Consider the following 23,317-nt stretch of genomic DNA (forward strand, 5'->3'; position numbering starts at 1 on the left):
AGTGTGAAACGTGATCGACTCCGCGGGTTGACGACGATGGTCTTGGCAAGGGCCTCCCGGAGGCTTACTTTCGTCCCTCTACGGCCTCCTCTACGGGCGTAGAGGCTCTGACGGTCCCGTCGAAGGAGCAGCTCATGGCCAACGTCGTACGAGCCGCCCTGGTCCAGGCCACCTGGACCGGCGACACCGAGTCCATGGTGGCGAAACACGAGGAGCACGCCCGTGCGGCGGCCCGGCAGGGTGCCAGGGTCATCGGGTTCCAGGAAGTCTTCAACTCGCCCTATTTCTGCCAGGTCCAGGAGCCCGAGCACTACCGCTGGGCCGAGCCGGTGCCCGACGGGCCGACCGTGCGGCGGATGCAGGCCCTCGCGCGCGAGACCGGGATGGTCGTCGTGGTTCCCGTCTTCGAGGTCGAGCAGTCCGGCTTCTACTACAACACCGCCGCCGTGATCGACGCCGACGGGACCTACCTCGGCAAGTACCGCAAGCACCACATCCCGCAGGTCAAGGGCTTCTGGGAGAAGTACTACTTCAAGCCCGGCAATCTCGGCTGGCCCGTCTTCGACACCGCCGTGGGCAAGGTGGGTGTGTACATCTGCTACGACCGGCACTTCCCGGAGGGCTGGCGGCAACTCGGGCTCAACGGGGCCCAGTTGGTCTACAATCCCTCCGCCACCCACCGCGGTCTTTCGGCCTACCTGTGGCAGCTGGAGCAGCCCGCGGCCGCCGTCGCCAACGAGTACTTCATCGCCGCCATCAACCGGGTCGGGCGGGAGGAGTACGGCGACAACGACTTCTACGGAACCAGTTACTTCGTCGACCCCCGCGGGCAGTTCGTCGGCGAGACCGCGAGCGACAAGTCCGAGGAACTCCTCGTCCGCGACCTCGACTTCGACCTGATCGAGGAAGTGCGGCAGCAGTGGGCCTTCTACCGCGACCGCCGCCCCGACGCCTACGAAGGACTGGTGCAGCCGTGAACGACCTCTACTCCCGTCACCGCCAGGTCATGCCCGACTGGCTCGCCCTCTACTACGACGAGCCGATCGAGATCACCCACGGCGAGGGCCGCCACGTCTGGGACTCCGCCGGCAACAAGTACCTGGACTTCTTCGGCGGCATCCTGACGACCATGACCGCGCACGCGCTGCCCGAGGTGGCCAAGGCGGTCGGCGAGCAGGCGGGCCGGATCATCCACTCCTCGACCCTCTACCTCAACCGGCCGATGGTCGAACTCGCCGAGCGCATCGCCCAGGTGAGCGGCATCCCGGACGCCCGGGTCTTCTTCACCACCTCCGGCACCGAGGCCAACGACACCGCCCTGCTGCTCGCCACCGCCCACCGGCGCAGCAACACGATCCTGGCGATGCGCAACAGCTACCACGGCCGCTCCTTCAGCACCGTGGGCATCACCGGCAACCGCAGCTGGTCGCCCACCTCGCTGTCCCCGCTGCAGACCCTGTACGTCCACGGCGGCGTGCGCACCCGGGGCCCGTTCGCCGAGCTGGACGACCGCGCGTTCATCGACGCGTGTGTCGACGACCTGAAGGACGTCCTCGGGCACACCCGGCCGCCCGCCGCGCTGATCGCCGAACCGATTCAGGGCGTCGGCGGCTTCACCTCCCCGCCCGACGGGCTCTACGCCGCCTTCCGCGAGGTCCTCGAGGAGCACGGCATCCTGTGGATCGCCGACGAGGTGCAGACCGGCTGGGGCCGCACCGGCGACCACTTCTGGGGCTGGCAGGCGCACGCCCGCAGCGGCCCGCCGGACATCGTCACCTTCGCCAAGGGCATCGGCAACGGCTCCTCGATCGGCGGAGTGATCGCCCGCGCCGAGATCATGAACTGCCTGGACGCCAACAGCATTTCGACGTTCGGCGGCACCCAGCTCACCATGGCCGCCGGCCTCGCCAACCTCACTTACCTCGTCGAACACGACCTCCAGGGCAACGCCCGCCGGGTCGGCGGCCTGCTCATCGAGCGGATGCGGGCGGTCGCCGCCCAGCTGCCCGGCGTGCGCGAGGTGCGCGGGCGCGGGCTGATGATCGGCGTCGAGCTGGTCAAGCCGGGCACCGACGAGGCCGATCCGCAGGCGGCCGCCGCCGTACTGGAGGCGGCTCGCGAGGGCGGGCTGCTCATCGGCAAGGGCGGCGGCCACAACACCAGCGCCCTGCGCATCGCACCGCCGCTGTCGCTCACCGTCGCGGAGGCCGAGGAGGGCGCGGCGATCCTGGAACGGGCACTCAGGAGCACGCACTAGAGAACGAGAGAACGGTGTACGGCCATGACAACCGCCTTGGAGTCCCGGTACGGCTGGGAACCCGCCCTCTCCGTCCGCCAGGTGCTCACCCTGGAACGGGTGCTCGCCGGGGAGCCCGAGGTGGTCGCCGGTGCCGGGCAGCTCGACCGGCCGGTGCGCTGGGTGCACGTCGCCGAGGCCGCCGACGTCGGGGTGATGCTCAGCGGCGGCGAGATGGTGCTCACCACCGGTGTGCTGCTGGCCGGCGACGAGGCCAAGCAGGCCGAGTACATCCAGTCGCTGCACCGGGCGGAGGCCTCCGCCGTCGTGCTCGGCCTCGGGCGGGCCTTCCCTGCGCCGCCCGAGGTGATGCGCCGGGCCGCCGAGCGGTGCGGGCTGCCCATGGTCGTCCTGCACCGTCCCTTCCCCTTCGCCGAGTTGACCGAGGAGGTCCAGTCCCGGCTGGTACGGCGGAAGTTCGCCGCCGTCAGCCTCTCGGAGACCGTACGGACCGAACTCACCGCGCTGATCACGGCCGGTGCGCCCCTGCAGCGCCTGCTCGACGAGGTCGCCCGGCACAGCGCCTGCCCGGTCGTGCTCACCAACCTCGCGCACCGCGTCCTCGCCACCGCGGGCGAACGGTCCGCGGTGGACGACGTGCTGCGCGACTGGGAGCGGATCGCCCGGCAGGCCGGCGCCGGGGCCGAAGGCGGCTGGATCAGCGCCGAACTCGGCGGCCGCGGGGAACGCTGGGGCCGGCTGCTGCTGTGCGGTTACCGGGGCGACGCGGCCACCGGGCGGCTGCTCGCCGACCGGGCCGCCGAGGCACTGGTCCTGCACCGCATGCTCGGCGGCGGCTCCGCGCACTCTTGGGAGGAGGAGTCCGCGCAGGGCCTGCTGACCGACCTGCTCTCCGGTGTCGTACCGGCCTTCCGGCTGCTGCCCAGGGCGCGCGCGGCCGGGCTGCCGGTCAACCGGCGCACCTTCGTCCCGCTCGTCGTCCTCGGCCGCGCCGCCGACGAACTCGACCGTGTGCTGCGCCTGCTGGGGATGTCCGGGCTGGTCGCCGAACTCGCCGACGGCCGGGCAGCCGTGCTGCTCAGCCTCGCCCGCGACCAGGACGCCGAGGCCCTCACCGCCCACTTCGCGGCCCGGCTGCGTGCCGGGTCACCGGCCGTGATCGCGGCCAGCGACCCCCGTACCGGCTGGGACGACGTGCCCGCCGGGCTGCGCGAGGCCCGGCATGTCGCCGACGCCGTCGCCGACTCCTCGGCCGCCCTCGACCTGCCGCCCGTGGTCCGCCTGAAGGACGTGCACCTGCGCGGGCTGATCCGCCTGCTGCGCGACGACCCGCAGGTGCAGTCCTTCGCCGAGCGTGAGCTGGACGGGCTGCTGTGCGCGTCCGAACCGGAGCTGCTGAACGTCCTGCGGACGTTTCTCGCGACCGGCCGCAACAAGTCCCGCACCGCCCAGCTCCACCATGTCTCCCGTCCCGCGCTCTACCGCCGCCTGGAGGCCATACAGGCCCGCCTCGGCGTCGACCTGGACGACTTCGAACAGGCGGCCTCCGTGCACATCGCGCTCCTCGCGCACGACGCGCAACAGGGGTGAAACATGCGACGACCTGGGAATACGGCGGTGAAACATGGGCCTCGGCATTCGTGACACGGTGGCACGCGCGACGCCCGCAGACGTGACACGCTGCCCGTCGAACCCTCCTCGCGGGCTTCCTACGCTCACGGCACACCGAGCTACCGGAGGTCCCGATGAGCCGAGTGATCCGCGCCGCCCTGTTCCAGACCGCATGGACCGGCGACAAGGAATCCATGATCCAGGTCCACGAGCAGGCGGCCCGCGACGCGGCCGCGCAGGGCGCCCAAGTCCTCTGCTTCCAGGAGCTGTTCTACGGCCCCTACTTCTGCCAGGTGCAGGACAAGGCCTTCTACGAGTACGCCGAACGGATCCCCGAGGGCCCGACCGTCCAGCGCTTCCAGTCCCTCGCCCGCGAGCTGGGCATCGTCCTGGTGCTGCCGATGTACGAGGAGGAGCAGCCCGGCGTCCTGTACAACACCGCCGCCGTGATCGACGCGGACGGCTCCTACCTCGGCAAGTACCGCAAGACCCACATCCCCCAGGTGCAGGGATTCTGGGAGAAGTTCTACTTCCGCCCGGGCAACAGCGGCTGGCCCGTCTTCGACACCGCCGTCGGCCGGATCGGCGTCTACATCTGCTACGACCGCCACTTCCCGGAGGGCTGGCGGGCGCTCGGCCTCGCCGGCGCCGAGATCGTCTTCAACCCCTCGGCGACCTCCCGCGGCCTGTCCCGCTACCTCTGGCAGCTGGAGCAGCCGGCGGCGGCCGTCGCCAACGAGTACTTCGTCGGCGCGATCAACCGGGTCGGCGTGGAGGACCTGGGCGACAACGACTTCTACGGCACGACCTACTTCGTGGACCCCGAGGCCCAGTTCGTCGGCGAGGTCGCGAGCGACAAGGAGACCGAACTCGTCGTCCGCGACCTGGACCTGGCCAAACTCCGCGAGGTCCGCGACCGCTGGCAGTTCTACCGGGACCGGGCGCCGGGGGCGTACACACCGCTGACCGCACCCTGACCGCAACCGAGTTGACCGAGGGAGCAGCATGAGCAGCCGTACCGTCATCCGTGATGGTCTCGTCGTCACCGCGTCGGACGAGATCCACGCCGACGTCCTGATCGAGGACGGCCGCGTCGCCGCCCTCGCCGCCTCCGGGACCCGCGCCGCCGAGGCGTTCGGCGCCGACCGGGTCGTCGACGCCACCGGGAAGTACGTCATCCCCGGCGGCGTCGACGCGCACACCCACATGGAGCTGCCGTTCGGCGGCACCTTCGCCTCCGACACCTTCGAGACCGGCACCCGGGCCGCCGCCTGGGGCGGTACGACCACGATCGTCGACTTCGCCGTGCAGAGCGTCGGCCACACCCTGCGCGAGGGTCTGGACACCTGGCACGCCAAGGCCGAGGGCAACTGCGCGATCGACTACGCCTTCCACATGATCGTCTCCGATGTGAACGACGAGACGCTCAAGGAGATGGACCTCCTGATCGAGGAGGGCGTGACTTCGTTCAAGCAGTTCATGGCGTATCCCGGGGTCTTCTACTCCGACGACGGACAGATCCTGCGCGCCATGCAGCGCTCCGCCGAGAACGGCGGGCTGATCATGATGCACGCCGAGAACGGCATCGCCATCGACGTCCTGGTCGAGCAGGCCCTCGCCCGGGGTGAGACCGACCCGCGCTACCACGGCGAGGTCCGCAAGGCCCTGCTGGAGGCCGAGGCCACCCACCGCGCCATCCGGCTCGCCCAGGTGGCGGGCGCCCCGCTGTACGTCGTGCACGTCTCGGCCATGGAGGCGGTGGCCGAGCTGGCCCGGGCCCGGGACGAGGGGCTGAACGTGTTCGGCGAGACCTGCCCGCAGTATCTCTTCCTGTCCACGGACAACCTCGCCGAGCCGGACTTCGAGGGCGCGAAGTACGTGTGCTCGACTCCCCTGCGGCCACGCGAACACCAGGCCAGGCTGTGGCAGGGTCTGCGCACCAACGACCTCCAGGTGGTCTCCACCGACCACTGCCCGTTCTGCTTCGTGGGCCAGAAGGAGCTGGGCCGCGGGGACTTCTCCAAGATCCCCAACGGGCTGCCGGGCGTGGAGAACCGTATGGACCTGCTGCACCAGGCCGTCGTCGACGGGCACATCTCCCGCCGCCGCTGGATCGAGATCGCCTGCGCCACCCCGGCCCGGATGTTCGGGCTGTACCCGAAGAAGGGCACCATCGCCCCGGGCGCCGACGCCGACATCGTGATCTACGACCCGCACGCCGAGCAGGTCATGTCGGCCCGGACCCACCACATGAACGTCGACTACTCGGCCTACGAGGGCAGGCGCACCACCGGCCGGGTCGAGACCGTGCTCTCGCGCGGCGAACCCGTCATCACCGAGCGGGAGTACACCGGGCACGCCGGGCACGGCGCCTTCACCCCGCGCTCCACCTGTCAGTACCTCAACTAATCGAACGAGGAGCGGTGCCCATGGACTTCGGACTCGTCCTGCAGACCGACCCGCCGGCCTCCCGTGTCGTCAGCCTGATGAAACGGGCCGAGCGCAACGGTTTCACGTACGGCTGGACGTTCGACTCCGCCGTGCTCTGGCAGGAGCCGTTCGTGATCTACAGCCAGATCCTGGCCAACACCACGAAGCTGAAGGTCGGCCCGATGGTCACCAACCCGGGCACCCGCACCTGGGAGGTCACCGCCTCCACCTTCGCCACCCTCAACGACATGTTCGGCAACCGCACCGTCTGCGGCATCGGCCGCGGCGACTCCGCGATGCGGGTCGCGGGCCGCAAGCCCAACACCCTCGCGCGCATCAGCGAGGCGATGAAGGTCATCCGGGCCCTCGCCCGGGGCGACTCCGCAGACCTCGGCGGCGGCACGGTCGTGCAGTTCCCGTGGATCAAGCCGGGTGCCCGGCTCCCCGTCTGGATGGCCGCGTACGGCCCGAAGGCACTGAAGATGACCGGCGAGGAGGCCGACGGGTTCATCCTCCAGCTGTCCGACCTGTATCTGACCGAGTACATGGTGAAGGCCGTGAAGGACGCGGCGGCGGCCGCCGGACGCGACCCGTCCGAGGTCACCATCTGCGTGGCCGCCCCCGCGTACGTCACCGCCGACGACTCGCCCGAGGCCCTCGCGCACGCCCGCGAGCAGTGCCGCTGGTTCGGCGGCATGGTCGGCAACCACGTCGCCGACCTGGTCGCCAAGTACGGCGAGCACTCCGCCCAGGTCCCCGAGGAACTCACCGACTACATCAAGGCACGGCAGGGCTACGACTACGCCCACCACGGGCGCAGCGGCAACCCGGACACCCAGTTCGTGCCCGACGAGATCGTCGACCGGTTCTGCCTCATCGGGCCGGCCGAGAAGCACATCGAGAAACTGAACGCGCTCCGCGCGCTGGGCGTCGACCAGTTCGCGGTGTACGACATGCACGACGCGCAGGAGGCCACCATCGACGCCTACGGCACGAAGGTGATCCCGGCCGTCAACTCCTGACCCGGCCCCCTTGGTTCGAGCCCCCCACGCCCCTCTTGGTCTCCCCTCCCCACCTCCCCGGGGAGGGGGCTGGTGCCCGCACGGCCACTCCCGACCCACCTCACCCGATTGGCCAGCCCATGACCGACACCGCTCCCACGGCCATACCTCTGTCCGGCCAAGTCACCCTCCCCGACGGGCGCGTGGAACTCGCTCCTGGCACCCCGCCGCCCACCGGTCCGTACGCCAACGAGGACCTGCTCCCGGTCCCGGCCGAGAGGCGCACCTGGACCACGTACAACTTCTCCGCGCTCTGGGTCGGCATGGCCCACAACACGGCCTCCTGGACCCTGGCCTCCGGTCTGATCGCGGTCGGCATGGACTGGAAGCAGGCGGTGTTCACCATCGCCCTCGCCAACCTGATCGTGCTGGTGCCGATGCTGCTGACCGGGCACGCCGGCCCCAAGTACGGCATCCCCTTCCCGGTCTTCGCCCGCGCCTCCTTCGGTGTGCGCGGCGCCAACCTCCCCGCCGTCGTACGGGCGTTGGTGGCATGCGGCTGGTTCGGCATCCAGACCTGGATCGGCGGCGAGGCGATCTACTTCCTCGCCGGGAAGCTGATCGGCGACAGCTGGTCGAACGCGGCGCACATCGGCGGCTACGCCTGGACCATGTGGCTGTCCTTCGCGATCTTCTGGGTGCTCCAGATCGCGATCATCTACCGGGGCATGGACACCATCCGCCGCTTCGAGAACTGGGCCGCGCCCTTCGTGCTCGTCGGCGCCTTCGTGATGCTGTGGTGGATGAGCAGCAAGGCCGGCGGCGTCGGCCCGCTGTTCGACCAGCCCTCCACGCTGGGCTGGGGCGGCGGCTTCTGGAAGATCTTCTGGCCCTCGCTGATGGGCATGATCGGCTTCTGGTCGACGCTGTCGCTGAACATCCCTGACTTCACCCGCTATGGCAGGAGCCAGAAGGCCCAGACCTGGGGCCAGGCCCTCGGTCTGCCGACGACGATGACCCTGTTCGCGTTCCTGTCCGTCCTGGTCACCTCCGGCTCCCAGGCGGTCTACGGCAAGCCGGTCTGGGACCCGGTGCAGCTGGCGGCGAAGACGGACAACGTGGTCGGACTGCTCTACGCGCTCGTGACGGTCCTGGTCGCCACCCTCTCGGTGAACATCGCGGCCAACCTGGTCTCCCCGGCGTTCGACTTCTCCAACGTGGCCCCGCGGAAGGTGAGTTTCCGCGCCGGAGCCCTGATCACCGCGGTCCTCGCCGTGCTGATCTTCCCGTGGAAGCTGTACTCCGACCCGCAGGGCTACATCTTCACCTGGCTCGGCCTGGTCGGCGGTCTGCTCGGAACGGTCGCGGGCATCCTCGTCGCCGACTACTGGCTGCTGCGCCGCACCCGCCTGCACCTCGCGGACCTGTACCGCACCGGCGGCCGTTACTGGTACGCGGGCGGCTGGAACTGGCGGGCCGTCGTCGCCTTCCTCGTGGGCGGTGTCCTGGCGATCGGCGGCGCCAGCTTCAAGCCCCTGATCGACGGCCGCCCCATCCCCGCCCTGTCCTCCCTCGCCGACTACGGCTGGGCGGTCGGCCTGGGCACGTCCCTGGTGCTGTACCTGGCCCTCACGCTGCTGACCGGCCGCAAGGAGACCGCCGCGTAGCGGAGTCGGGGGCGGTCAGCCGGACTGCGACTGCCCGCCCCCGAGCGCGCCCACCGCGGCCCGGGCCGCCTTGATGGCGCCCTTGTTGATCTCGTCCGTGCCGGGCGCCTTCTTCGTGTCGAAGTCGCTGCCGTTGTACGTGACGATCACCAGGGCGTTGGACACCCGGACCATCACCACGCCCTCGCGCGTCTGCTGCTTGTCCTCCGTGGTGAGGTTGACGACGGAGTAGGCGCTGTTCCCGAGCCCCGGCACGTCGCCGCCGCCGCTCTTCTCCTTGACCCGCTGCTGGTACTCCTGCGTGGCCGCCTGGTCCGACTTGCTGATCTCGAAGGACACGTCGAGCCAGCGGTAGCTGTAACCCTGGAGGGCGTTCCAGGAACAGGTCCGGCGCAGTTTGGTGTCCGTCGACGGGATCTCCTTGCCGGCCGTCTTCGCCCCCGGGACCAGGGACTTGACGGTCGCCGCGGGCACGCCGGTGCAGGGGGAGGGTGCGGTGCCGTACGCCTTCGCCGTCGCGGCGGACGACGGGTCGGAGGACGAGGAAGAGGACGAGGACTGGGTGGACGTCTTCTGGGCCGTGTCATGCCCGGCGGCGGCCGAGGGCGCGGCCGGGCCGGACGTCAGCGCCCAGCCGGCACAGGCGAGGACCGCGACCGGCGAGATCCGCGCGGTGAGGGCGAGCGGCAGAGGAAGAGAACGCACGGCGCACTTCTCGTGTGGGGGAGGGGCTACGGAAGGGGTCCGCATGGTGGACGTGGGACGCCAGTGTCACACGACTCCCTGTGGGGCGGAAGCGGAAACTCGCAGCGTGCGCGGGCGGTTACGGCGGTGCGGTCACGACGTACGGATCTGCCCGTTTTGCACCTCCAGCCAGCGGCGGGCGCCGACCTCGACGGGATGCCGACGCGCGTCGAGGCCGTGGTCATGCTCCGGACCGGTGCTGCTCCAGCCAGCGGCGGGCACCGACTTCGCTGGGGTATTCGCGGACGGTGAGCCAGGCGGCAAGCCAGCCGAGGATGTACGCGGCGAAGGCCGGCATGACCGGAGCGGCGAGCAGCACCAGCCCGCGGCCCATGGCGATCCGGCCTGGGACGCGGCTGTTGTGGTCGCGTTTGGCCTGGAGTGTCTCTTCGGGAGTGGGCGGATTCAGCAGCCCCTCCCGATGACCTCGGCGCTGTTTCACCCATCCCCACACCAGCGCCACGGCGGCCGCGGCCACCTGCAAGCCGTCCCACACGACACGTGCGGCGGGCGGCAGGATGTCGCGGAACCCCGAGTACAGGCCCAGCGCGAAGAGGCAGAACATGGCCATGACCAGGACGATGAAGACAGTCGTACGCGCCCGGGACAGCCAGTAGAGCGCGCCGCGCTCGTACCACGTCCTGCCCAGTTTCGGCAGGGACGGGATCTCGGTCCGGGGCACGGTCGATGTCATGATCCGGCAGGGTGCTCCTCCAGCCAGCGGCGGGCGCCGATCTCGCTGGGGTACTCGGGGACGGTGAGCATGGCGATGGTCCAGCCGACGACCCAGGCGGCCAGCGCGGGCATGACGGGTGCCGCGATCAGCCAGAGGACACGACCGGCGACAACCAGACCGGTCGTACGGCGGACCTGGTCGCGCTTGGCGGCGCGGAACTCGTCGGGGGCGGGCGGGTCGAGGAGCTTTCTGCGATGGTCCCGGCGCTGTACGAGCCAGCCCCACACCAGGGCCACGACGGATGCCGCCACCTGCGCCCAGTCCCACACCGTACGGACGGCCGACGGCAGTTCGGCGCGGAAGCTTCCGTAGAGAACCAGGGCGATGTAGCAGCAGAAGGCCAGCACCGCGAGCCACAGCAGGGCGGTCAGGGAACGGCGCAGCCAGTAGCGCGGGCCGCGCTCGTACCACGTGGTGCCGAGCCCCTGCACAGCGGGAATCCGGACGGGGGCCGCGGAAGCCGCGCCCTCAGAAGATGCTCTTGATGCCATGCCACACATCGTCTTTCAGTCGCACGAAGTCGTCCCCGGTCTCGGACAGGACGTGACCCGAGCCATGGAGTATGCCGCCGACCACTCCGTGGTCGTGGATGTCCTCGCTCCAGTGCTCGTGGAAGGAGTGGTCGATGATGCCGGTCGCGCCGATCACGATGCCGCCGCCGACCCCGGCCACCACGGCTACGGGCACATCGACGGGAGCGAGCGCGACGAGACCCGCCGTGATGGCGGTGCCGGCCGCCAGGCCCGCGACGTTCGCGCCGCCGTCGACCGCGATCGAGTGCTGCCAGGACCAGCCCTTGTCATGGTCGTCGGACGCCTCCAGCAGCCCGCACGCACCCGCAGCGGCCACATCCAGGACCGGTATCTCCTTGAGGAAGTCCGGGACCTTCTCCAGGCCCTCGCCCACACGCAACGCCTCAGCCGCATCGGCCAGTTTCACGTTGAGCGCACGGTCGTACGGCAGTGCGGTGCTGCCGTGGTCGGCACGCGCAAGGTCCTGTTCCAGCGCGTCGACCTTGGTGACCGCATCACGGTAGGCGCTCTTGGCGGGCAGGTCCTTGGGCAGTGCCTTGCCCGCCTTCTGGTACGCCTTGCGCTCCGCCCGGAGTTCCTTCTTGGCGGCCTGCGCCTCGGCCTTGGCCGCATCGATGTGCTTGCGGGCCTCGATACCCCCCGCGCGGGCGTCCTCGGCGTCGTACGCGTACAGGCCGCGGAGGTAGTCGGCGATGGTGGCCTTGTCCCCGGCGGAGGTAGCACCGTCCTTCGACGTGACCTGGTCGTACAGGCCCTGCAACTGCTGTGCCGCGGTCAGCCGCGCGTGCTGGGCGGTGTGCAGGATCTCGTTGCGCGCCGTGGCGTACTCGTTCATCGCCGAGATCGTCTTCTGGTCCTGCGCGCTCGGCGGATTCGCCGTCATGATCGGCTGCGGTGCTCCCTTGGCATCCGTCGCCACCCCCTTGCCGGCCGCGATGTGCTGCGCGTTCTGCAGGGACGTCTCACAGGTCGACAGCGCGTCGGCGAGGGTGCCCAGGATGGTGCCCGCCTGGTGCACCAGCTCGGCGAAACCGCCGGCCGTGATCGCGTCCTCGCTCCACTTGCCGCGGAACGTCTCCGCCGCGTCGCCCTTCCAGCTCGCGTCACCCGCCAGCTTCTCGACGGCACCGCTGAGCGGCTTCACCACACCGTCGAGTTTGTCCTTGGCGTTCTTGTACGTGTCGGCCATCGTGTGCAGGCCGCCTATGTCGCCACCGACCCAGCTGTCGCCCATCAGTGCCAGTCCTCCGGGGTGAGGTCCTCGAAGACACCGTGGATGTCCACGTCGTGCCGGTGGAAGGAGTCACGCGCGTACGCGGCCTTGTCCCCGTGCTCGTCCAGCCGGTCCGCGAGAAGGAGGTGCAGGCTCTCGATGAGGTCGGCGACCTCCTTGATCGCGCTGTCCAGCCCCGGGTCGCCGCCGCTGACCACGGGCGGTGTCACGTCCGGTTTCAGCTTCCGGTAGTCGCTGGCCTGGTCGTGGAAGGTCTTCGCCAGTGTGGCGAGGTCGTCGTAGATGACCTTGAAGTCGGCCGTCACCGGCGCACCTCCCTTGCGTAGGCGGCCAGGTCCTCCGGCCGCCAGTTGGGTTCTCCCGGCGCGACCCGCGGATCCAGCAGGACGGTGACGCCCTGCTCGTCCATCGCCTCGGCAAGCGGGCCGATCGAGGCGGCGACCCACGGCTGTGCCTCGCCGAGCGCCTCCACGAGCTTGTCCGGAGTGGTGAAGGCGAAGGCCACGGTGCCGTGCGCGGGGTGGGCGAACAGCTCGCAGACGATGAACGGCACCCGTGCCGGGCGCCCGCTCATCCCCGCCGCAGCGACGGACCTGGGATGTGCCGGGACGAACACAGGCGTGCTGTAGGGAGGGATCCCCGGTTTGGGACGAGGCCGGTCGTCGGTGGCCGGGCTCGGGGGAGGTGCCGCCTCGACGAGGTCCGTCAGATGCGATCGAGGCGTATCCGGTTCCCGCTCCGGGCGAGCCCCTCCCGGCGGATCCGGCTCAGCGAAATCGAGCAGGCGTGAACGCATCGGCGCCCCCATCGCCGTCACCTCTTCCCCGTGGTTGCGTGGCCGATCAGGCCCCACCACCGTAGCCAGCAGTCAAGGGGGCAAATCCGGCTATGTCGGGGTGATATTGCGGCCGCACACGGAACCCATACGCCCGCTTGGCCGACGCCAGGACAGCCCTTGACCCATTGCTGAACCAGGGCTTTCGGCCCGGCTGTCGGTCATGGCACCCGGGCCGTCCACTCCGCCGACGTGAACTTCGTCCGGGCCAGCTCCTCCGCCCGCGCCAGCTCCTCGTCGGTGATCTTGCCCGGCGCCAGTCCGTACCGCGCGCGGAACGACTCGATCATCCGGCCGATCACCGCCTCACGCGGCAGACCGGTCTGCCGCCGCAGTGGATCGACCCGCTTCTTCGCGGATCTCGTCCCCTTGTCGGACAGCTTCTCCCGCCCGATGCGCAGCACCTCGGTCATCTTGTCGGCGTCGATGTCGTACGACATGGTCACGTGGTGCAGTACGGCGCCCGGGCCCCCGCCGGGGCCGACGATCCGCTTCTGCGCCGCGCCCGCGATCTTGCCCTGGTCGGTTGCGATGTCGTTCAGCGGCTGGTACCAGGCACGGATGCCCATGTCGCCGAGCGCACCCAGCACCCAGTCGTCCAGATAGGCATAGCTGTCCTGGAAGGACAGGCCCTGTACGAGGGACTCGGGCACCGACAGCGAGTAGGTGATGGTGTTGCCGGGCTCCACGAACATGGCGCCGCCGCCGGAGATCCGCCGCACCACCTCGATGCCGTGCCGCGCGGCGCCCCGCGGGTCCACCTCGTTGCGCAGCGACTGGAAGCTGCCGATGATCACCGCCGGGGCGCCCCACTCCCACACCCTGAGGGTCGGCGGCCGGCGGCCCACGGCGACCTCGGCGGTCAGCACCTCGTCCAGCGCCATGTGGAGCGCGGGCGGCTGCGGGCCCTCGTGGATCAGCTGCCAGTCGTAGTCCGTCCAGTCCGTGGCGTGTGCGAGGGCCCGGCGCACCGCGATCCCCACGCCCTCCGAGGTCAGCCCGTACATGACGGTCCCCGCGGGGAGCGCCGCATCGATCCGCGCGGCCAGGCCCGCCGCGTCGGTGTCCGCCGGGGCGCCCTCCAGTGCGCGGTTCACCGCGTCCAGCGCCTCGTCCGGCTCCAGGAAGAAATCGCCCGCCACGCGCACGTGCCGCAGCACGCCGTCCTCGAGGTCCACGTCCACCACGACCAGCTTGCCGCCGGGCACCTTGTACTCACCGTGCACTGCCTGGCCCTCCGTCCCTGCCGCCCTTCGCAGGAGATCAACGGCGCGGGTCGTCGCCGTGTTCCCGGGACAGTGCCGACCTGCGGCCGGCCCGACCGAGGAGCGATCTCAGCGCTTCCGCCGACGCCCGCCCCGGCCCGTGTTCACTGCGCCGACCGCACCCGCGCCCGCTGTCGCTGTCGCCGCCTGCTGACCGGGCCGGTCGGCTGCCACCACCAGGGCGGCGAGTGCCGTGGTGACCGGCACCGAGGCGACCAGTCCGATCGAGCCCACCAGCGTGCGCACGATCTCCTCGGCGACGAGCTCGCTGTTGGCGACCGTGCCCACGCCGCTCTGCGCGATGGAGAAGAGGAGCAGGAGGGGCAGTGCGGCGCCGGCGTAGGCGAGGACGAGGGTGTTGACCACGGAGGCGATGTGGTCGCGGCCGATGCGGATGCCTGCCCGGTACAGCCCGCGCCAGCCCATCGTCGGGTTGGCCTCGTGCAGTTCCCAGACGGCCGATGTCTGCGTCACGGTGACGTCGTCGAGCACGCCGAGGGAGCCGATGATGACGCCGGCGAGCAGCAGGCCGCTCATGTCGAGCTTCGGGTACAGGCCGTGGATCAGGCCGGTGCTGTCGTCCGTGTTGCCGGTGAGGGCGGCCCAGCCGATGAACACCGATCCCAGGATGCCGATCAGAGCCAGCGAGAGCAGGGTGCCGAGCACCGCCACCGAGGTGCGGGCCGACAGGCCGTGGCACATGTACAGGGCGATCAGCATGATCGCGCTCGACCCGATCACCGCCACCAGGAGCGGGTTCGAGCCCTGCAGGACCGCCGGCAGGATGAAGAAGTTCAGCACCAGGAAGCTGATGCTCAGCGCGACCAGCGCCATCACACCGCGCAGCCGGCCCACCACCACCACGGCGAGCGCGAAGATGCCGGCCAGCAGGCCCATCGGGAAGCGGCGGTTGACGTCGGTGACCGAGTACTGCAGGTCCTTGGGCGCGGAGGGCTCGTAGGCGGTGACGACCTTCTCGCCCTGGTGCAGCTGCCGCGCCTGGTCGGGCTGCACGATCTCGGTGAAGGTACGGCCCTTGTCCTTGCCGGTGTCGATCCGGATCGTCGCCTTGTGGCAGGTGCCCTTCGCCTCCTGCTGCGCTGAGTTGCCCTCGGCGGTGGAGGTGTCGCCGGTCGGTGTCTCGCCGGAGGCGTTCACCGACTTGCAGTTCACCTCGACGACCTTGGTGACCGTCGCCTGCTGGGTCTGCTGGTCGAAACCGACACCCGTGCGCTTGTGCGGCGGGGCTCCGCCCGGCCACAGCACGACGAGCCCCACCACGACGGCGGCGGTGAAGGGGATCAGGATCGCCGCGATGACCTTGCGCAGGTGGCGGGAGACCGGCGCGGCGGGCCCGTGGCTGTGGCTGTGGCCGTGGGTGTTGTGGGGGTGTCCGTGACCGCCCGGGCCCGTTCCGGGGCCGTGATCGGGGCCATGCCGGGTGCCCGTCACCGTGGCGTGCCCGTCGCCCATCGCGGGGGTGTGCCCGTGGTCCATGGCCGGGGAGGGGATATGGCCCCCGCCGGCATCGGGTCCGTAGCCGGGGTGAGGTATCGACTCGGGAGGAGTCCCGTACCCGTAGTCATGGTGGCCGTACTCGCTCGCACGACCACCCATGGGCCGCGACGGGTCGCCGACCCGGTTCCAGTCTCCGGCTCTGTGCCGGTCAGCGGCTCCCATGCCGTCTCCCTCGCGGTTGTCCGTGCCCCCTCCGAAGCCGGTCCTGCGCGGCGGCTCTGAGGAAGAGTACGGGAACGGCTGTGCCGTGGTCTCAGCCCGGCATCGCCAGAAGATCTCGCTTCTCTCCAACGGAGTGGCCAACTCCCGCCTATGGAGAGGCAAAGAAATCCCTGCGGCGCTGCCGGTTCGCGCGCTTCGGTCGTATGTTCCTCCCGCGCCCTGTCATGTCACGTTCATTCGGCATGTGGGGTGAATTTCATGCTCATGACTGCGCGGTTCCGCCGCCGCTACGCGCAATCACGGGCCTGCCCATCCAGTGCGAATCCCCACGTCTACCGGAGGCAGTACCCATGCGTGAGTCACACCCGAGCGGGCGGAGACGGAGTCTGCGAAGACTCGTCGCCGTCGCCTTCCCCGCCCTCGCCCTCACCGTCGCCGGATTCACCGCCGCACCGACGGCCGGCGCGCAGACCGCAGCGGCCCACCCGCACACCTCGAAGGTCACGCAGAACGCCAAGGCGCTGACCGCGCCCGAGCGGCAGACCTACCACGCCACCGGCAAGGCCGGCCAGAAGGTGCCGACCCAGCACCTCTGCGCCACCGCCGAGCCAGGTCATGCGTCCTGCTTCGCCCAGCGCCGCACCGACATCAAGCAGCGCCTGACCGCCGCGCTCGCGGCCGCGCCCTCCGGCCTCTCCCCGGCCAACCTGCACAGCGCCTACAACCTGCCCACCGCGGCCGGTTCGGGCATGACCGTCGGCATCGTGGACGCCTACAACGACCCCAACGCCGAGTCGGACCTGGCCACCTACCGCTCCACGTACGGCCTGTCGTCCTGCACCAAGGCCAACGGCTGCTTCAAGCAGGTCAGCCAGACCGGCTCCACCACCTCGCTGCCGACCAACGACACCGGCTGGGCCGGTGAAGAGATGCTCGACATCGACATGGTCAGCGCGGTCTGCCCGAACTGCAGCATCATCCTGGTCGAGGCCAACTCCGCGAGCATGGCCGACCTCGGTGCCGCCGAGAACGAGGCCGTGGCACTCGGCGCGAAGTTCGTCTCCAACAGCTGGGGCGGCTCCGAGTCCTCCTCCCAGACCAGCGACGACACCTCGTACTTCAAGCACCCGGGCGTCGCGATCACCGTCTCCTCGGGTGACTCCGCCTACGGCGCCGAGTACCCCGCCACTTCCCAGTACGTGACCGCCGTCGGCGGCACCGCCCTCACCACCGCCTCCAACTCCCGCGGCTGGAGCGAGTCGGTGTGGCACACCAACTCCACCGAGGGCACCGGTTCCGGCTGCTCGGCCTACGACCCGAAGCCGAGCTGGCAGACCGACACCGGCTGCTCCAAGCGCATGGAGGCCGACGTCTCCGCCGTCGCCGACCCGGCCACCGGTGTGGCGGTCTACGACACCTACGGCGGCTCCGGCTGGGCGGTCTACGGCGGCACCAGCGCCAGCTCGCCGATCATCGCGAGCGTCTACGCCCTCGCGGGCACCCCGGGCTCCAGCGACTACCCGGCGAAGTACCCGTACTCCCACACGAGCAACCTGTACGACGTGACCAGCGGCAACAACGGCTCCTGCTCCACCTCGTACTTCTGCACCGCGGGCACCGGCTACGACGGCCCGACCGGCTGGGGCACCCCGAACGGCACCGCCGCCTTCACCTCCGGCAGCTCCAGCGGCAACACGGTGACCGTCACCAACCCCGGCAGCCAGTCGACCACCACCGGCAGCTCGGTCAGCCTGCAGATACAGGCCGGCGACAGCGCGGGCGCGGCCCTGACCTACAGCGCCTCCGGCCTGCCGACGGGGCTGTCCATCAACAGCTCCACCGGCCTGATCTCGGGTACGGCGTCCACCGCGGGCACCTACCAGGTCACGGTCACCGCGAAGGACTCCACCGGCGCCTCCGGCTCGACCTCCTTCACGTGGACCGTCGGTTCCGGCGGGGGCGGCTGCACCTCCTCCCAGCTGCTGGCCAACCCGGGCTTCGAGTCGGGCAACACCGGCTGGAGCGCGACCAGCGGTGTCATCACCAACGACACCGGTGAGGCCGCCCACAGCGGCTCCTACAAGGCCTGGCTCGACGGCTACGGCACCACGCACACCGACACGCTGTCCCAGTCGGTGACGATCCCGGCCGGCTGCAAGGCCACGCTCACCTTCTACCTGCACATCGACACCTCGGAGACCACCACCAGCACCCAGTACGACAAGCTGACGGTGACCGCGGGCTCGAAGACCCTCGCGACCTACTCGAACCTCAACAAGGCCTCCGGCTACAGCCAGAAGACCTTCGACCTGTCCTCGCTGGCGGGCTCGACGGTCACCCTGAAGTTCAACGGCGTGGAGGACTCCTCCCTCCAGACCAGCTTCGTCGTGGACGACACCGCCGTGACGACCAGCTGACCGTCTGACCGGTACGAGCTGTACACCCCAGTCCCGCACGCGGAAGCCGTCCGCGTGCGGGACACGCCGTTACCCGTGCCGTTGTTGTGGGGCCCTTGGCGGGCGGATCACCAACTGCTCTTCGTCACGCCGGGCAGCTCGCCCGCGTGGGCCATCTCGCGTACCCGGATGCGGGACAGACCGAAGGTGCGCAGGTGGCCGCGGGGGCGGCCGTCCACGGAGTCGCGGTTGCGCAGGCGGGTGGCGCTGGCGTCGCGGGGCTGTCGGCGCAGTTCCCGCTGGGCGGCGGCGCGCTCGTCATCGGATGTCCGGGGCGACGAGATGATCGCCTTCAGCTCGGCGCGGCGCACTGCATGGCGCGCCACGACAAGGCGCCGCTGTTCGTTCTTCGCGATCTTGCTCTTCTTCGCCATCAGACCTTCCCTCCCCGGGCGCGGATGCGCGCCACCGCGGCCTCGATTCCGATGGAGTCGACCGTCTTGACGCCCTTGGCGGAGAGGGTGAGCCGGACGTGCCGGCCTTCGCTCGGCAGCCAGTAGCGCTTGCTCTGGACGTTGGGATCGAAGCGGCGCTTGCTGCGCCGGTGGGAGTGGGAGATGCGATGGCCGAAGCCGGGCTGTCGGCCGGTGAGTTGGCAGTGGGCGGACATGGTCGTTCCTCCTTGGGGGCGGATGCAGCAGCACACTAGCGCTTGATGAAAATGAAAACCAATCTCTTGTATGGTGCTGTCCATGGCCCGTAACGAACTCCGCCCGATCATCAAGCTGAGGTCCACCGCCGGCACCGGCTACACCTACGTGACCCGCAAGAACCGCCGTAACAACCCCGACCGGCTGACGCTGCGCAAGTACGATCCGGTCGCCGGCCGCCACGTCGACTTCCGTGAGGAGCGCTGAGAGCCGTGAAGCCCGGAATCCACCCCGAGTACCGCCCGGTCGTCTTCCGTGACCGGGCCGCCGACTTCGCCTTCCTCACCCGGTCCACGGCCACGAGCGACAAGACCGTCGAATGGGAGGACGGCAACACCTACCCGGTCATCGACGTCGAGATCTCCTCGGCGAGCCATCCCTTCTACACCGGCACCCAGCGGGTCCTGGACACCGCGGGACGGGTCGAGCGCTTCGAGCGGCGGTACGGACGCGGACGGAGCGAGCAGTGAACGGGGTCGAGGCGCGGCTGCCGGTGGCGATCGTCGGCGGGCTGCACGCCGACGCCCGCCGGGCCGCCGTCGAGGAGATCCTGCGTACGGTCCCCGGCTCGGTCGCGCTGCACCACGATCTGACGTCCGCCGTCGACAGCGCGGTGCACCGGACGGTGCGCGACGCCGGCGGCCTGCTGGGCAGTGGCGACGCACCCCTGGTGAACGACTGCGCGTGCTGTGCGCTGCGCGAGGACCTGGTGCCCGAACTGCTGCGGCTCGCGGAGGAGGGAAGGTACCGGCTGGCCGTCGTGGAACTGTGGGACTCCGTCGAGCCCCAGGCCATGGCCGGAGCCATCGCCGCCGCCGGCGCACCGCTGGCCCTGACCGGGGTCGCCACCGCGGTCGAACCCGCACTCGTGCTGCCGTATCTGTCCAACGGCGACGACCTGGCCGATGCCGGCCTCGCCGCGGCCCCGACCGACCAGCGCACCATCTCCGACACCTTCGCCCGGCAACTGGAATACCCCACCGTCATCGCCCTCGTGGCGGACGGTCCCGGCAAGGAGGGTGGCGAGGTCGCCGACGACACCGACCACGCGCTGCTCGCCCAGCTCACGCCGGGCGCGCGAAGGGTACGCGTGGAGACCGACGGCGCCCTGGGGGCAGCTCTGCTTGCGGGCTTCGACGTGGCAGCGGCCGCCGCCCGTGTGCATCCCGCGTGCGCGCTGCTGCCGCAGGAGTGCGACGAGCATGGTGTGAGCACCTTCGTCTGGCGGCGCGAACGCCCCTTCCACCCGCAGCGCCTCCATGCGGCGCTGGAGGACCTGACCTGCGCGGCCGTCCGCAGCCGTGGGCGGTTCTGGCTGGCGGACCGCCCCGACACCCTGCTGTCGTGGGAGGCCGCCGGTGGCGCGCTCTGCGTGGAGTCGGCCGGGCCCTGGCTGGCCGCGCTGCCCGATGCCGCCTGGGAGTTGGTGCCCGCAGAGCGCCGCCTCGCCGCCTCCGTGGACTGGCACCCGGAGCATGGTGACCGCTGCCAGTACCTCACCTTCACCTCGCCCGGTCTGGACGGCGACGGTCTGCCGGCCCTGCTCGACTCATGCCTGCTCACTGACGACGAGTACGCGGCGGGCAGGGACCTCTGGAAACAACTCCCGCACGTATTTGACGACTTGCTCGACCCGGTGAGCTGAAGGAGAGGACCGACCTCACCGTGACCCGACGCACGAGCATCGTGGTGCCCGTGCCGGGCCGGGCGGCGCCGTGGCTGCGTTCGCCGCCCGGCCCGGGGTCTTCAGGCGCCCGCCGCCAGTCGGGGGCGCTCGTGGTCGCAGGTGTCGTCGCTGCCGTAGGTGTCCCAGGTGGGGAACGGGTCCGTGAGCGGCGGGTTCTCGCCGTCGGTCATCAGGCAGTCGGTCAGTGCGGTGTGCAGGGCGTCCGCGTGCAGGTGCGTGCCGATGAAGACCAGTTCCTGGCGCTCGGAGCCGTCGGTGTCACGAACCGCGGACGGCTCGAAGCGTGCGACGGAGCCGGCCTGTGACCACAGGCCCGTCACGTGCGGGCGGCCGGTGAGGGTGAAGAAGCCCTTGGCGCGCAGGATCTGCCCGTAGGCGCCGCTGTCGAGTTCGTCGGTCACGAACGTCCACAACCGGCCGGGATGGAAGGGCAGTTCGGAGCGCAAGACGGTCGAGGACATGCCGTACTCCTCCGTCTCGGGGACGTGGTCGCCGTTGAGCTCCCTCACCCGGCGGGCGCCTGTTGGGCGCGTTCAAGCGGCTCGGGCAGGAAGCCGGCGGCGTCCACGACCGTGACCATGGTGTCCAGGCGGGCGATCTCGCCGAGGAATCCGGACAGGACGGTGACGGGCAGTCGGGCGGAGGGGGCGGACGGCATCAACGTTCAGCCTTCGGGGCGCAGCAGGCCGCGCTCGTATGCCTTCACCAGCCGCTGCGGCACCAGATATGACACTCCGTCGACAGTGACCGGCACGAGCGCCGGCGTGGTCGCCTTCCACTGGGCACGGCGGTGGCGGGTGTTGCTGCGGGACGTCTTCCGCTTGGGAACGGCCATGGGAGTCCTCCTGGATGGGGTGGTGAGTAGCGAGTAGAGGCTACATGAAAATGAACACCATTATGAACAGGGGCTCACCAGTTTAGTTCACGCTTCCCTGAATTCAGGAAACTGTGTACCGTTGGCGATGTGCTGACTGTCGCTTCCGACATCGAGGTCCTGGTCCGGTTCGGCCGGGCGCTCGCCGATCCGATCCGCTGCCGCATCCTGCTCGCCCTGCGCGAAGCGCCCGCCTACCCCGCCGACTTGGCCGACGCGCTGAACGTCTCCCGCACCAGGCTGTCGAACCACCTGGCATGCCTGCGTGACTGCGGTCTGGTCGTCACGGTCCCCGACGGCCGACGCACCCGCTACGAGCTCGCCGACGAACGCCTCGGCCACGCGCTGGACGACCTGCGCACCGCCGTGGTCGCCGTCGAGGGCGACCGGACGTGCGCCGATGCCCACGACAAGGGGTGCTGCTGACCATGAGTGCGGAGATGCCCCTGTCCGTCGGCCCCGACCCGGCCAGGCGCGGCACGCTTGCCGGGCGGATACGGCTGCTGGTCGCCGCGACCATCACCTACAACGCCGTCGAGGCGGCCGTCGCCCTCACGGCCGGGACCCTGGCTTCGTCCACCGCACTGATCGGCTTCGGCCTCGACTCCGTCATCGAGGTCTCCTCGGCCGCCACCGTCGCCTGGCAGTTCTCCGCGCGCGAGCACGCGGTGCGCGAGGCCCGGGAGAAGACCGCGTTGCGGATCATCGCGCTGTCGTTCTTCGCGCTCGCCGCCTACGTCACCGTCGATGCCGTACGGGCCCTGACCGCCACGGGTGAGGCCACGCGCTCCCTGCCCGGGATCGTGCTGGCTGCCCTCTCGCTCGTGGTCATGCCGGTCCTGTCGGCGGCCCAGCGCCGCGCCGGGCGGGAACTCGGCTCGGCGTCCGCCGTGGCCGACTCCAAGCAGACACTGTTGTGCACGTACTTGTCGGCGGTGCTGCTGCTGGGCCTGGTAGCCAACGCCGTGTTCGGCTGGTCGTGGGCCGATCCGCTCGCGGCCCTGGTCATCGCCGCTGTCGCGGTGAAGGAGGGGCGCGACGCGTGGCGTGGGGAGGGGTGCTGTGCGGCCCCGGCGGCCGTCGCGCCGGGTGCGGGCCGGCGGGAGGCGGATGCCTGCGGCTGTGCTCCTGGGTGCGACTGCTGCCCTTGATGGAGATCACTCCGGAAAGGGAGTGGCGTCGACGTTCACCGGTGCTCGTCCGCCGCTTGCCGTCGGGTGCAGTCCGGGCACACCCCGGACAGCTCCACCGTGTGCCGGACGTTCGCGAACCCTGAGGTCTGTGCGATGGTGTCGGCCCAGTCCTCCACCGGGCCGGAGTCGACGGGGCGGCTCAGGCCGCAGTCGGTGCAGATGAGGTAGTGGCGGTGTTCGGGTCCCGGGCGGTAGCGGAAGAGGCGTTCACCGCTGGTGTCGCGCACCATGTCGGCCCGGCCGGCGGAGGCCAGGGCGGTCAGCGTGCGATAGACCGTGGACAGGCCGACCGGTGAGCCGGCGGCGGCGAGCTGGTTGTGGAGGGACTGGGCGCCGACGAAGCCGTCGGCCCGGATGAGCGCCTCGACCACGGTGGTGCGTTGCTGGGTGAGGCGGCCGATCAGCGTGACGTCGTGCGACGGGGTGGGGGTGCACTGGTGGTCGGGTGCCATCGGGTGCCTTCG

General features: G+C 70.3%; 25 protein-coding genes and 1 pseudogene. 13 read left to right on the forward strand and 13 right to left on the reverse strand.

Annotation, left to right across the window (positions count from 1 at the left end):
- Positions 1–134 precede the first annotated feature (134 nt).
- The 7 genes from SRB17_RS38160 to SRB17_RS38190 all read left to right on the forward strand — a co-directional run bounded on the left by SRB17_RS38160 (position 135) and on the right by SRB17_RS38190 (position 8,966).
- Positions 135–977 (forward strand): nitrilase-related carbon-nitrogen hydrolase, encoded by an 843-nt coding sequence (locus tag SRB17_RS38160; protein WP_153545725.1) that lies wholly within the window; start codon positions 135–137, stop codon positions 975–977.
- Positions 974–2,257, forward strand: coding sequence for an aspartate aminotransferase family protein (locus SRB17_RS38165; protein ID WP_323377118.1), 1,284 nt, complete (start codon positions 974–976; stop codon positions 2,255–2,257). The genes SRB17_RS38160 and SRB17_RS38165 overlap by 4 nt, the downstream gene beginning before the upstream one ends.
- A gap of 24 nt (positions 2,258–2,281) precedes the next feature.
- Positions 2,282–3,847 (forward strand): PucR family transcriptional regulator, encoded by a 1,566-nt coding sequence (locus tag SRB17_RS38170; protein ID WP_153545727.1) that lies wholly within the window; start codon positions 2,282–2,284, stop codon positions 3,845–3,847.
- 155 nt (positions 3,848–4,002) lie between these two features.
- The gene (locus SRB17_RS38175; protein ID WP_153545729.1) at positions 4,003–4,845 is read left to right on the forward strand and encodes a nitrilase-related carbon-nitrogen hydrolase; all 843 of its coding nucleotides are present in this window, start codon (positions 4,003–4,005) and stop codon (positions 4,843–4,845) included.
- A 28-nt stretch (positions 4,846–4,873) separates the two neighbouring features.
- Positions 4,874–6,277 (forward strand): dihydropyrimidinase, encoded by a 1,404-nt coding sequence (gene hydA / locus SRB17_RS38180; protein ID WP_153545731.1) that lies wholly within the window; start codon positions 4,874–4,876, stop codon positions 6,275–6,277.
- 20 nt (positions 6,278–6,297) lie between these two features.
- Positions 6,298–7,320 carry a TIGR03842 family LLM class F420-dependent oxidoreductase gene (locus SRB17_RS38185; protein ID WP_153545733.1) on the forward strand — a complete coding sequence of 341 codons (1,023 nt, stop codon included), beginning with the start codon at positions 6,298–6,300 and terminating at the stop codon, positions 7,318–7,320.
- Between the two features lie 119 nt (positions 7,321–7,439).
- Positions 7,440–8,966, forward strand: coding sequence for an NCS1 family nucleobase:cation symporter-1 (locus SRB17_RS38190; protein ID WP_153545735.1), 1,527 nt, complete (start codon positions 7,440–7,442; stop codon positions 8,964–8,966).
- Positions 8,967–8,981: 15 nt separating this feature from the next.
- Here SRB17_RS38190 and SRB17_RS38195 read toward each other — a convergent pair whose 3' ends face one another.
- From SRB17_RS38195 to SRB17_RS38230, 8 genes are all read right to left on the reverse strand, one after another.
- Positions 8,982–9,671 carry a hypothetical protein gene (locus SRB17_RS38195; protein WP_323377128.1) on the reverse strand — a complete coding sequence of 230 codons (690 nt, stop codon included), beginning with the start codon at positions 9,669–9,671 and terminating at the stop codon, positions 8,982–8,984.
- Positions 9,672–9,891: 220 nt separating this feature from the next.
- Positions 9,892–10,404 carry a hypothetical protein gene (locus SRB17_RS38200; protein ID WP_153545740.1) on the reverse strand — a complete coding sequence of 171 codons (513 nt, stop codon included), beginning with the start codon at positions 10,402–10,404 and terminating at the stop codon, positions 9,892–9,894.
- On the reverse strand, positions 10,401–10,937 hold the full coding sequence (locus SRB17_RS38205; protein WP_194294259.1) for a hypothetical protein: 537 nt from the start codon (positions 10,935–10,937) through the stop codon (positions 10,401–10,403). The genes SRB17_RS38200 and SRB17_RS38205 overlap by 4 nt, the downstream gene beginning before the upstream one ends.
- On the reverse strand, positions 10,915–12,213 hold the full coding sequence (locus SRB17_RS38210; protein WP_153545742.1) for a WXG100 family type VII secretion target: 1,299 nt from the start codon (positions 12,211–12,213) through the stop codon (positions 10,915–10,917). Before SRB17_RS38210 ends, SRB17_RS38205 begins: the two co-directional genes overlap by 23 nt.
- Positions 12,213–12,518, reverse strand: coding sequence for a DUF6317 family protein (locus tag SRB17_RS38215; RefSeq protein WP_323377134.1), 306 nt, complete (start codon positions 12,516–12,518; stop codon positions 12,213–12,215). Before SRB17_RS38215 ends, SRB17_RS38210 begins: the two co-directional genes overlap by 1 nt.
- Positions 12,515–12,787 (reverse strand): SAV_915 family protein, encoded by a 273-nt coding sequence (locus SRB17_RS38220; RefSeq protein WP_153545744.1) that lies wholly within the window; start codon positions 12,785–12,787, stop codon positions 12,515–12,517. Before SRB17_RS38220 ends, SRB17_RS38215 begins: the two co-directional genes overlap by 4 nt.
- Before the next feature lie 422 nt (positions 12,788–13,209).
- Positions 13,210–14,274 (reverse strand): biotin/lipoate A/B protein ligase family protein, encoded by a 1,065-nt coding sequence (locus SRB17_RS38225; protein ID WP_323377137.1) that lies wholly within the window; start codon positions 14,272–14,274, stop codon positions 13,210–13,212.
- Between the two features lie 108 nt (positions 14,275–14,382).
- A complete protein-coding gene (locus tag SRB17_RS38230; RefSeq protein ID WP_416237123.1) occupies positions 14,383–15,930 on the reverse strand; it encodes a YibE/F family protein in 1,548 nt (515 codons plus the stop codon).
- A 413-nt stretch (positions 15,931–16,343) separates the two neighbouring features.
- Between SRB17_RS38230 and SRB17_RS38235 the strand changes: the two genes are divergently transcribed.
- Complete coding sequence (locus SRB17_RS38235) at positions 16,344–18,410, forward strand: putative Ig domain-containing protein (RefSeq protein WP_153545748.1); 2,067 nt, start codon at positions 16,344–16,346, stop codon at positions 18,408–18,410.
- Positions 18,411–18,517: 107 nt separating this feature from the next.
- Here SRB17_RS38235 and rpsN read toward each other — a convergent pair whose 3' ends face one another.
- Positions 18,518–18,823, reverse strand: coding sequence for a 30S ribosomal protein S14 (rpsN, locus tag SRB17_RS38240; protein WP_153545750.1), 306 nt, complete (start codon positions 18,821–18,823; stop codon positions 18,518–18,520).
- Positions 18,823–19,059 carry a 50S ribosomal protein L28 gene (gene rpmB / locus SRB17_RS38245; RefSeq protein ID WP_153545752.1) on the reverse strand — a complete coding sequence of 79 codons (237 nt, stop codon included), beginning with the start codon at positions 19,057–19,059 and terminating at the stop codon, positions 18,823–18,825. The genes rpsN and rpmB overlap by 1 nt, the downstream gene beginning before the upstream one ends.
- 82 nt (positions 19,060–19,141) lie before the next feature.
- On the opposite strand from rpmB, the gene rpmG reads away from it, so the two are divergent.
- The 3 genes from rpmG to SRB17_RS38260 are packed head-to-tail and all read left to right on the forward strand — an operon-like array spanning position 19,142 to position 20,744.
- Complete coding sequence (gene rpmG / locus SRB17_RS38250) at positions 19,142–19,306, forward strand: 50S ribosomal protein L33 (RefSeq protein WP_014150502.1); 165 nt, start codon at positions 19,142–19,144, stop codon at positions 19,304–19,306.
- A gap of 5 nt (positions 19,307–19,311) precedes the next feature.
- Positions 19,312–19,569, forward strand: a complete 258-nt coding sequence (locus tag SRB17_RS38255; RefSeq protein WP_323377144.1) for a type B 50S ribosomal protein L31 — start codon at positions 19,312–19,314, stop codon at positions 19,567–19,569.
- Positions 19,566–20,744 (forward strand): GTP-binding protein, encoded by a 1,179-nt coding sequence (locus SRB17_RS38260; RefSeq protein WP_323377150.1) that lies wholly within the window; start codon positions 19,566–19,568, stop codon positions 20,742–20,744. Before SRB17_RS38255 ends, SRB17_RS38260 begins: the two co-directional genes overlap by 4 nt.
- 101 nt (positions 20,745–20,845) lie before the next feature.
- On the opposite strand, the pseudogene SRB17_RS38265 reads toward SRB17_RS38260, so the two are convergent.
- Positions 20,846–21,324, reverse strand: a pseudogene (locus SRB17_RS38265) (GTP-binding protein); the annotation flags it as partial.
- Positions 21,325–21,450: 126 nt separating this feature from the next.
- Positions 21,451–21,621 (reverse strand): 50S ribosomal protein L32, encoded by a 171-nt coding sequence (rpmF, locus tag SRB17_RS38270; protein WP_153545756.1) that lies wholly within the window; start codon positions 21,619–21,621, stop codon positions 21,451–21,453.
- A gap of 129 nt (positions 21,622–21,750) precedes the next feature.
- Between rpmF and SRB17_RS38275 the strand changes: the two genes are divergently transcribed.
- Positions 21,751–22,086, forward strand: a complete 336-nt coding sequence (locus tag SRB17_RS38275) for a metalloregulator ArsR/SmtB family transcription factor (protein ID WP_323377154.1) — start codon at positions 21,751–21,753, stop codon at positions 22,084–22,086.
- 2 nt (positions 22,087–22,088) lie between these two features.
- Positions 22,089–22,811, forward strand: coding sequence for a cation transporter (locus tag SRB17_RS38280; RefSeq protein WP_153545758.1), 723 nt, complete (start codon positions 22,089–22,091; stop codon positions 22,809–22,811).
- 35 nt (positions 22,812–22,846) lie between these two features.
- Here SRB17_RS38280 and SRB17_RS38285 read toward each other — a convergent pair whose 3' ends face one another.
- A complete protein-coding gene (locus SRB17_RS38285) occupies positions 22,847–23,305 on the reverse strand; it encodes a Fur family transcriptional regulator (RefSeq protein WP_153545760.1) in 459 nt (152 codons plus the stop codon).
- Positions 23,306–23,317 lie beyond the last annotated feature (12 nt).

It is taken from the genome of Streptomyces sp. RB17 (genome assembly GCF_009604455.1).
In the GTDB taxonomy this organism is placed as follows: domain Bacteria; phylum Actinomycetota; class Actinomycetes; order Streptomycetales; family Streptomycetaceae; genus Streptomyces.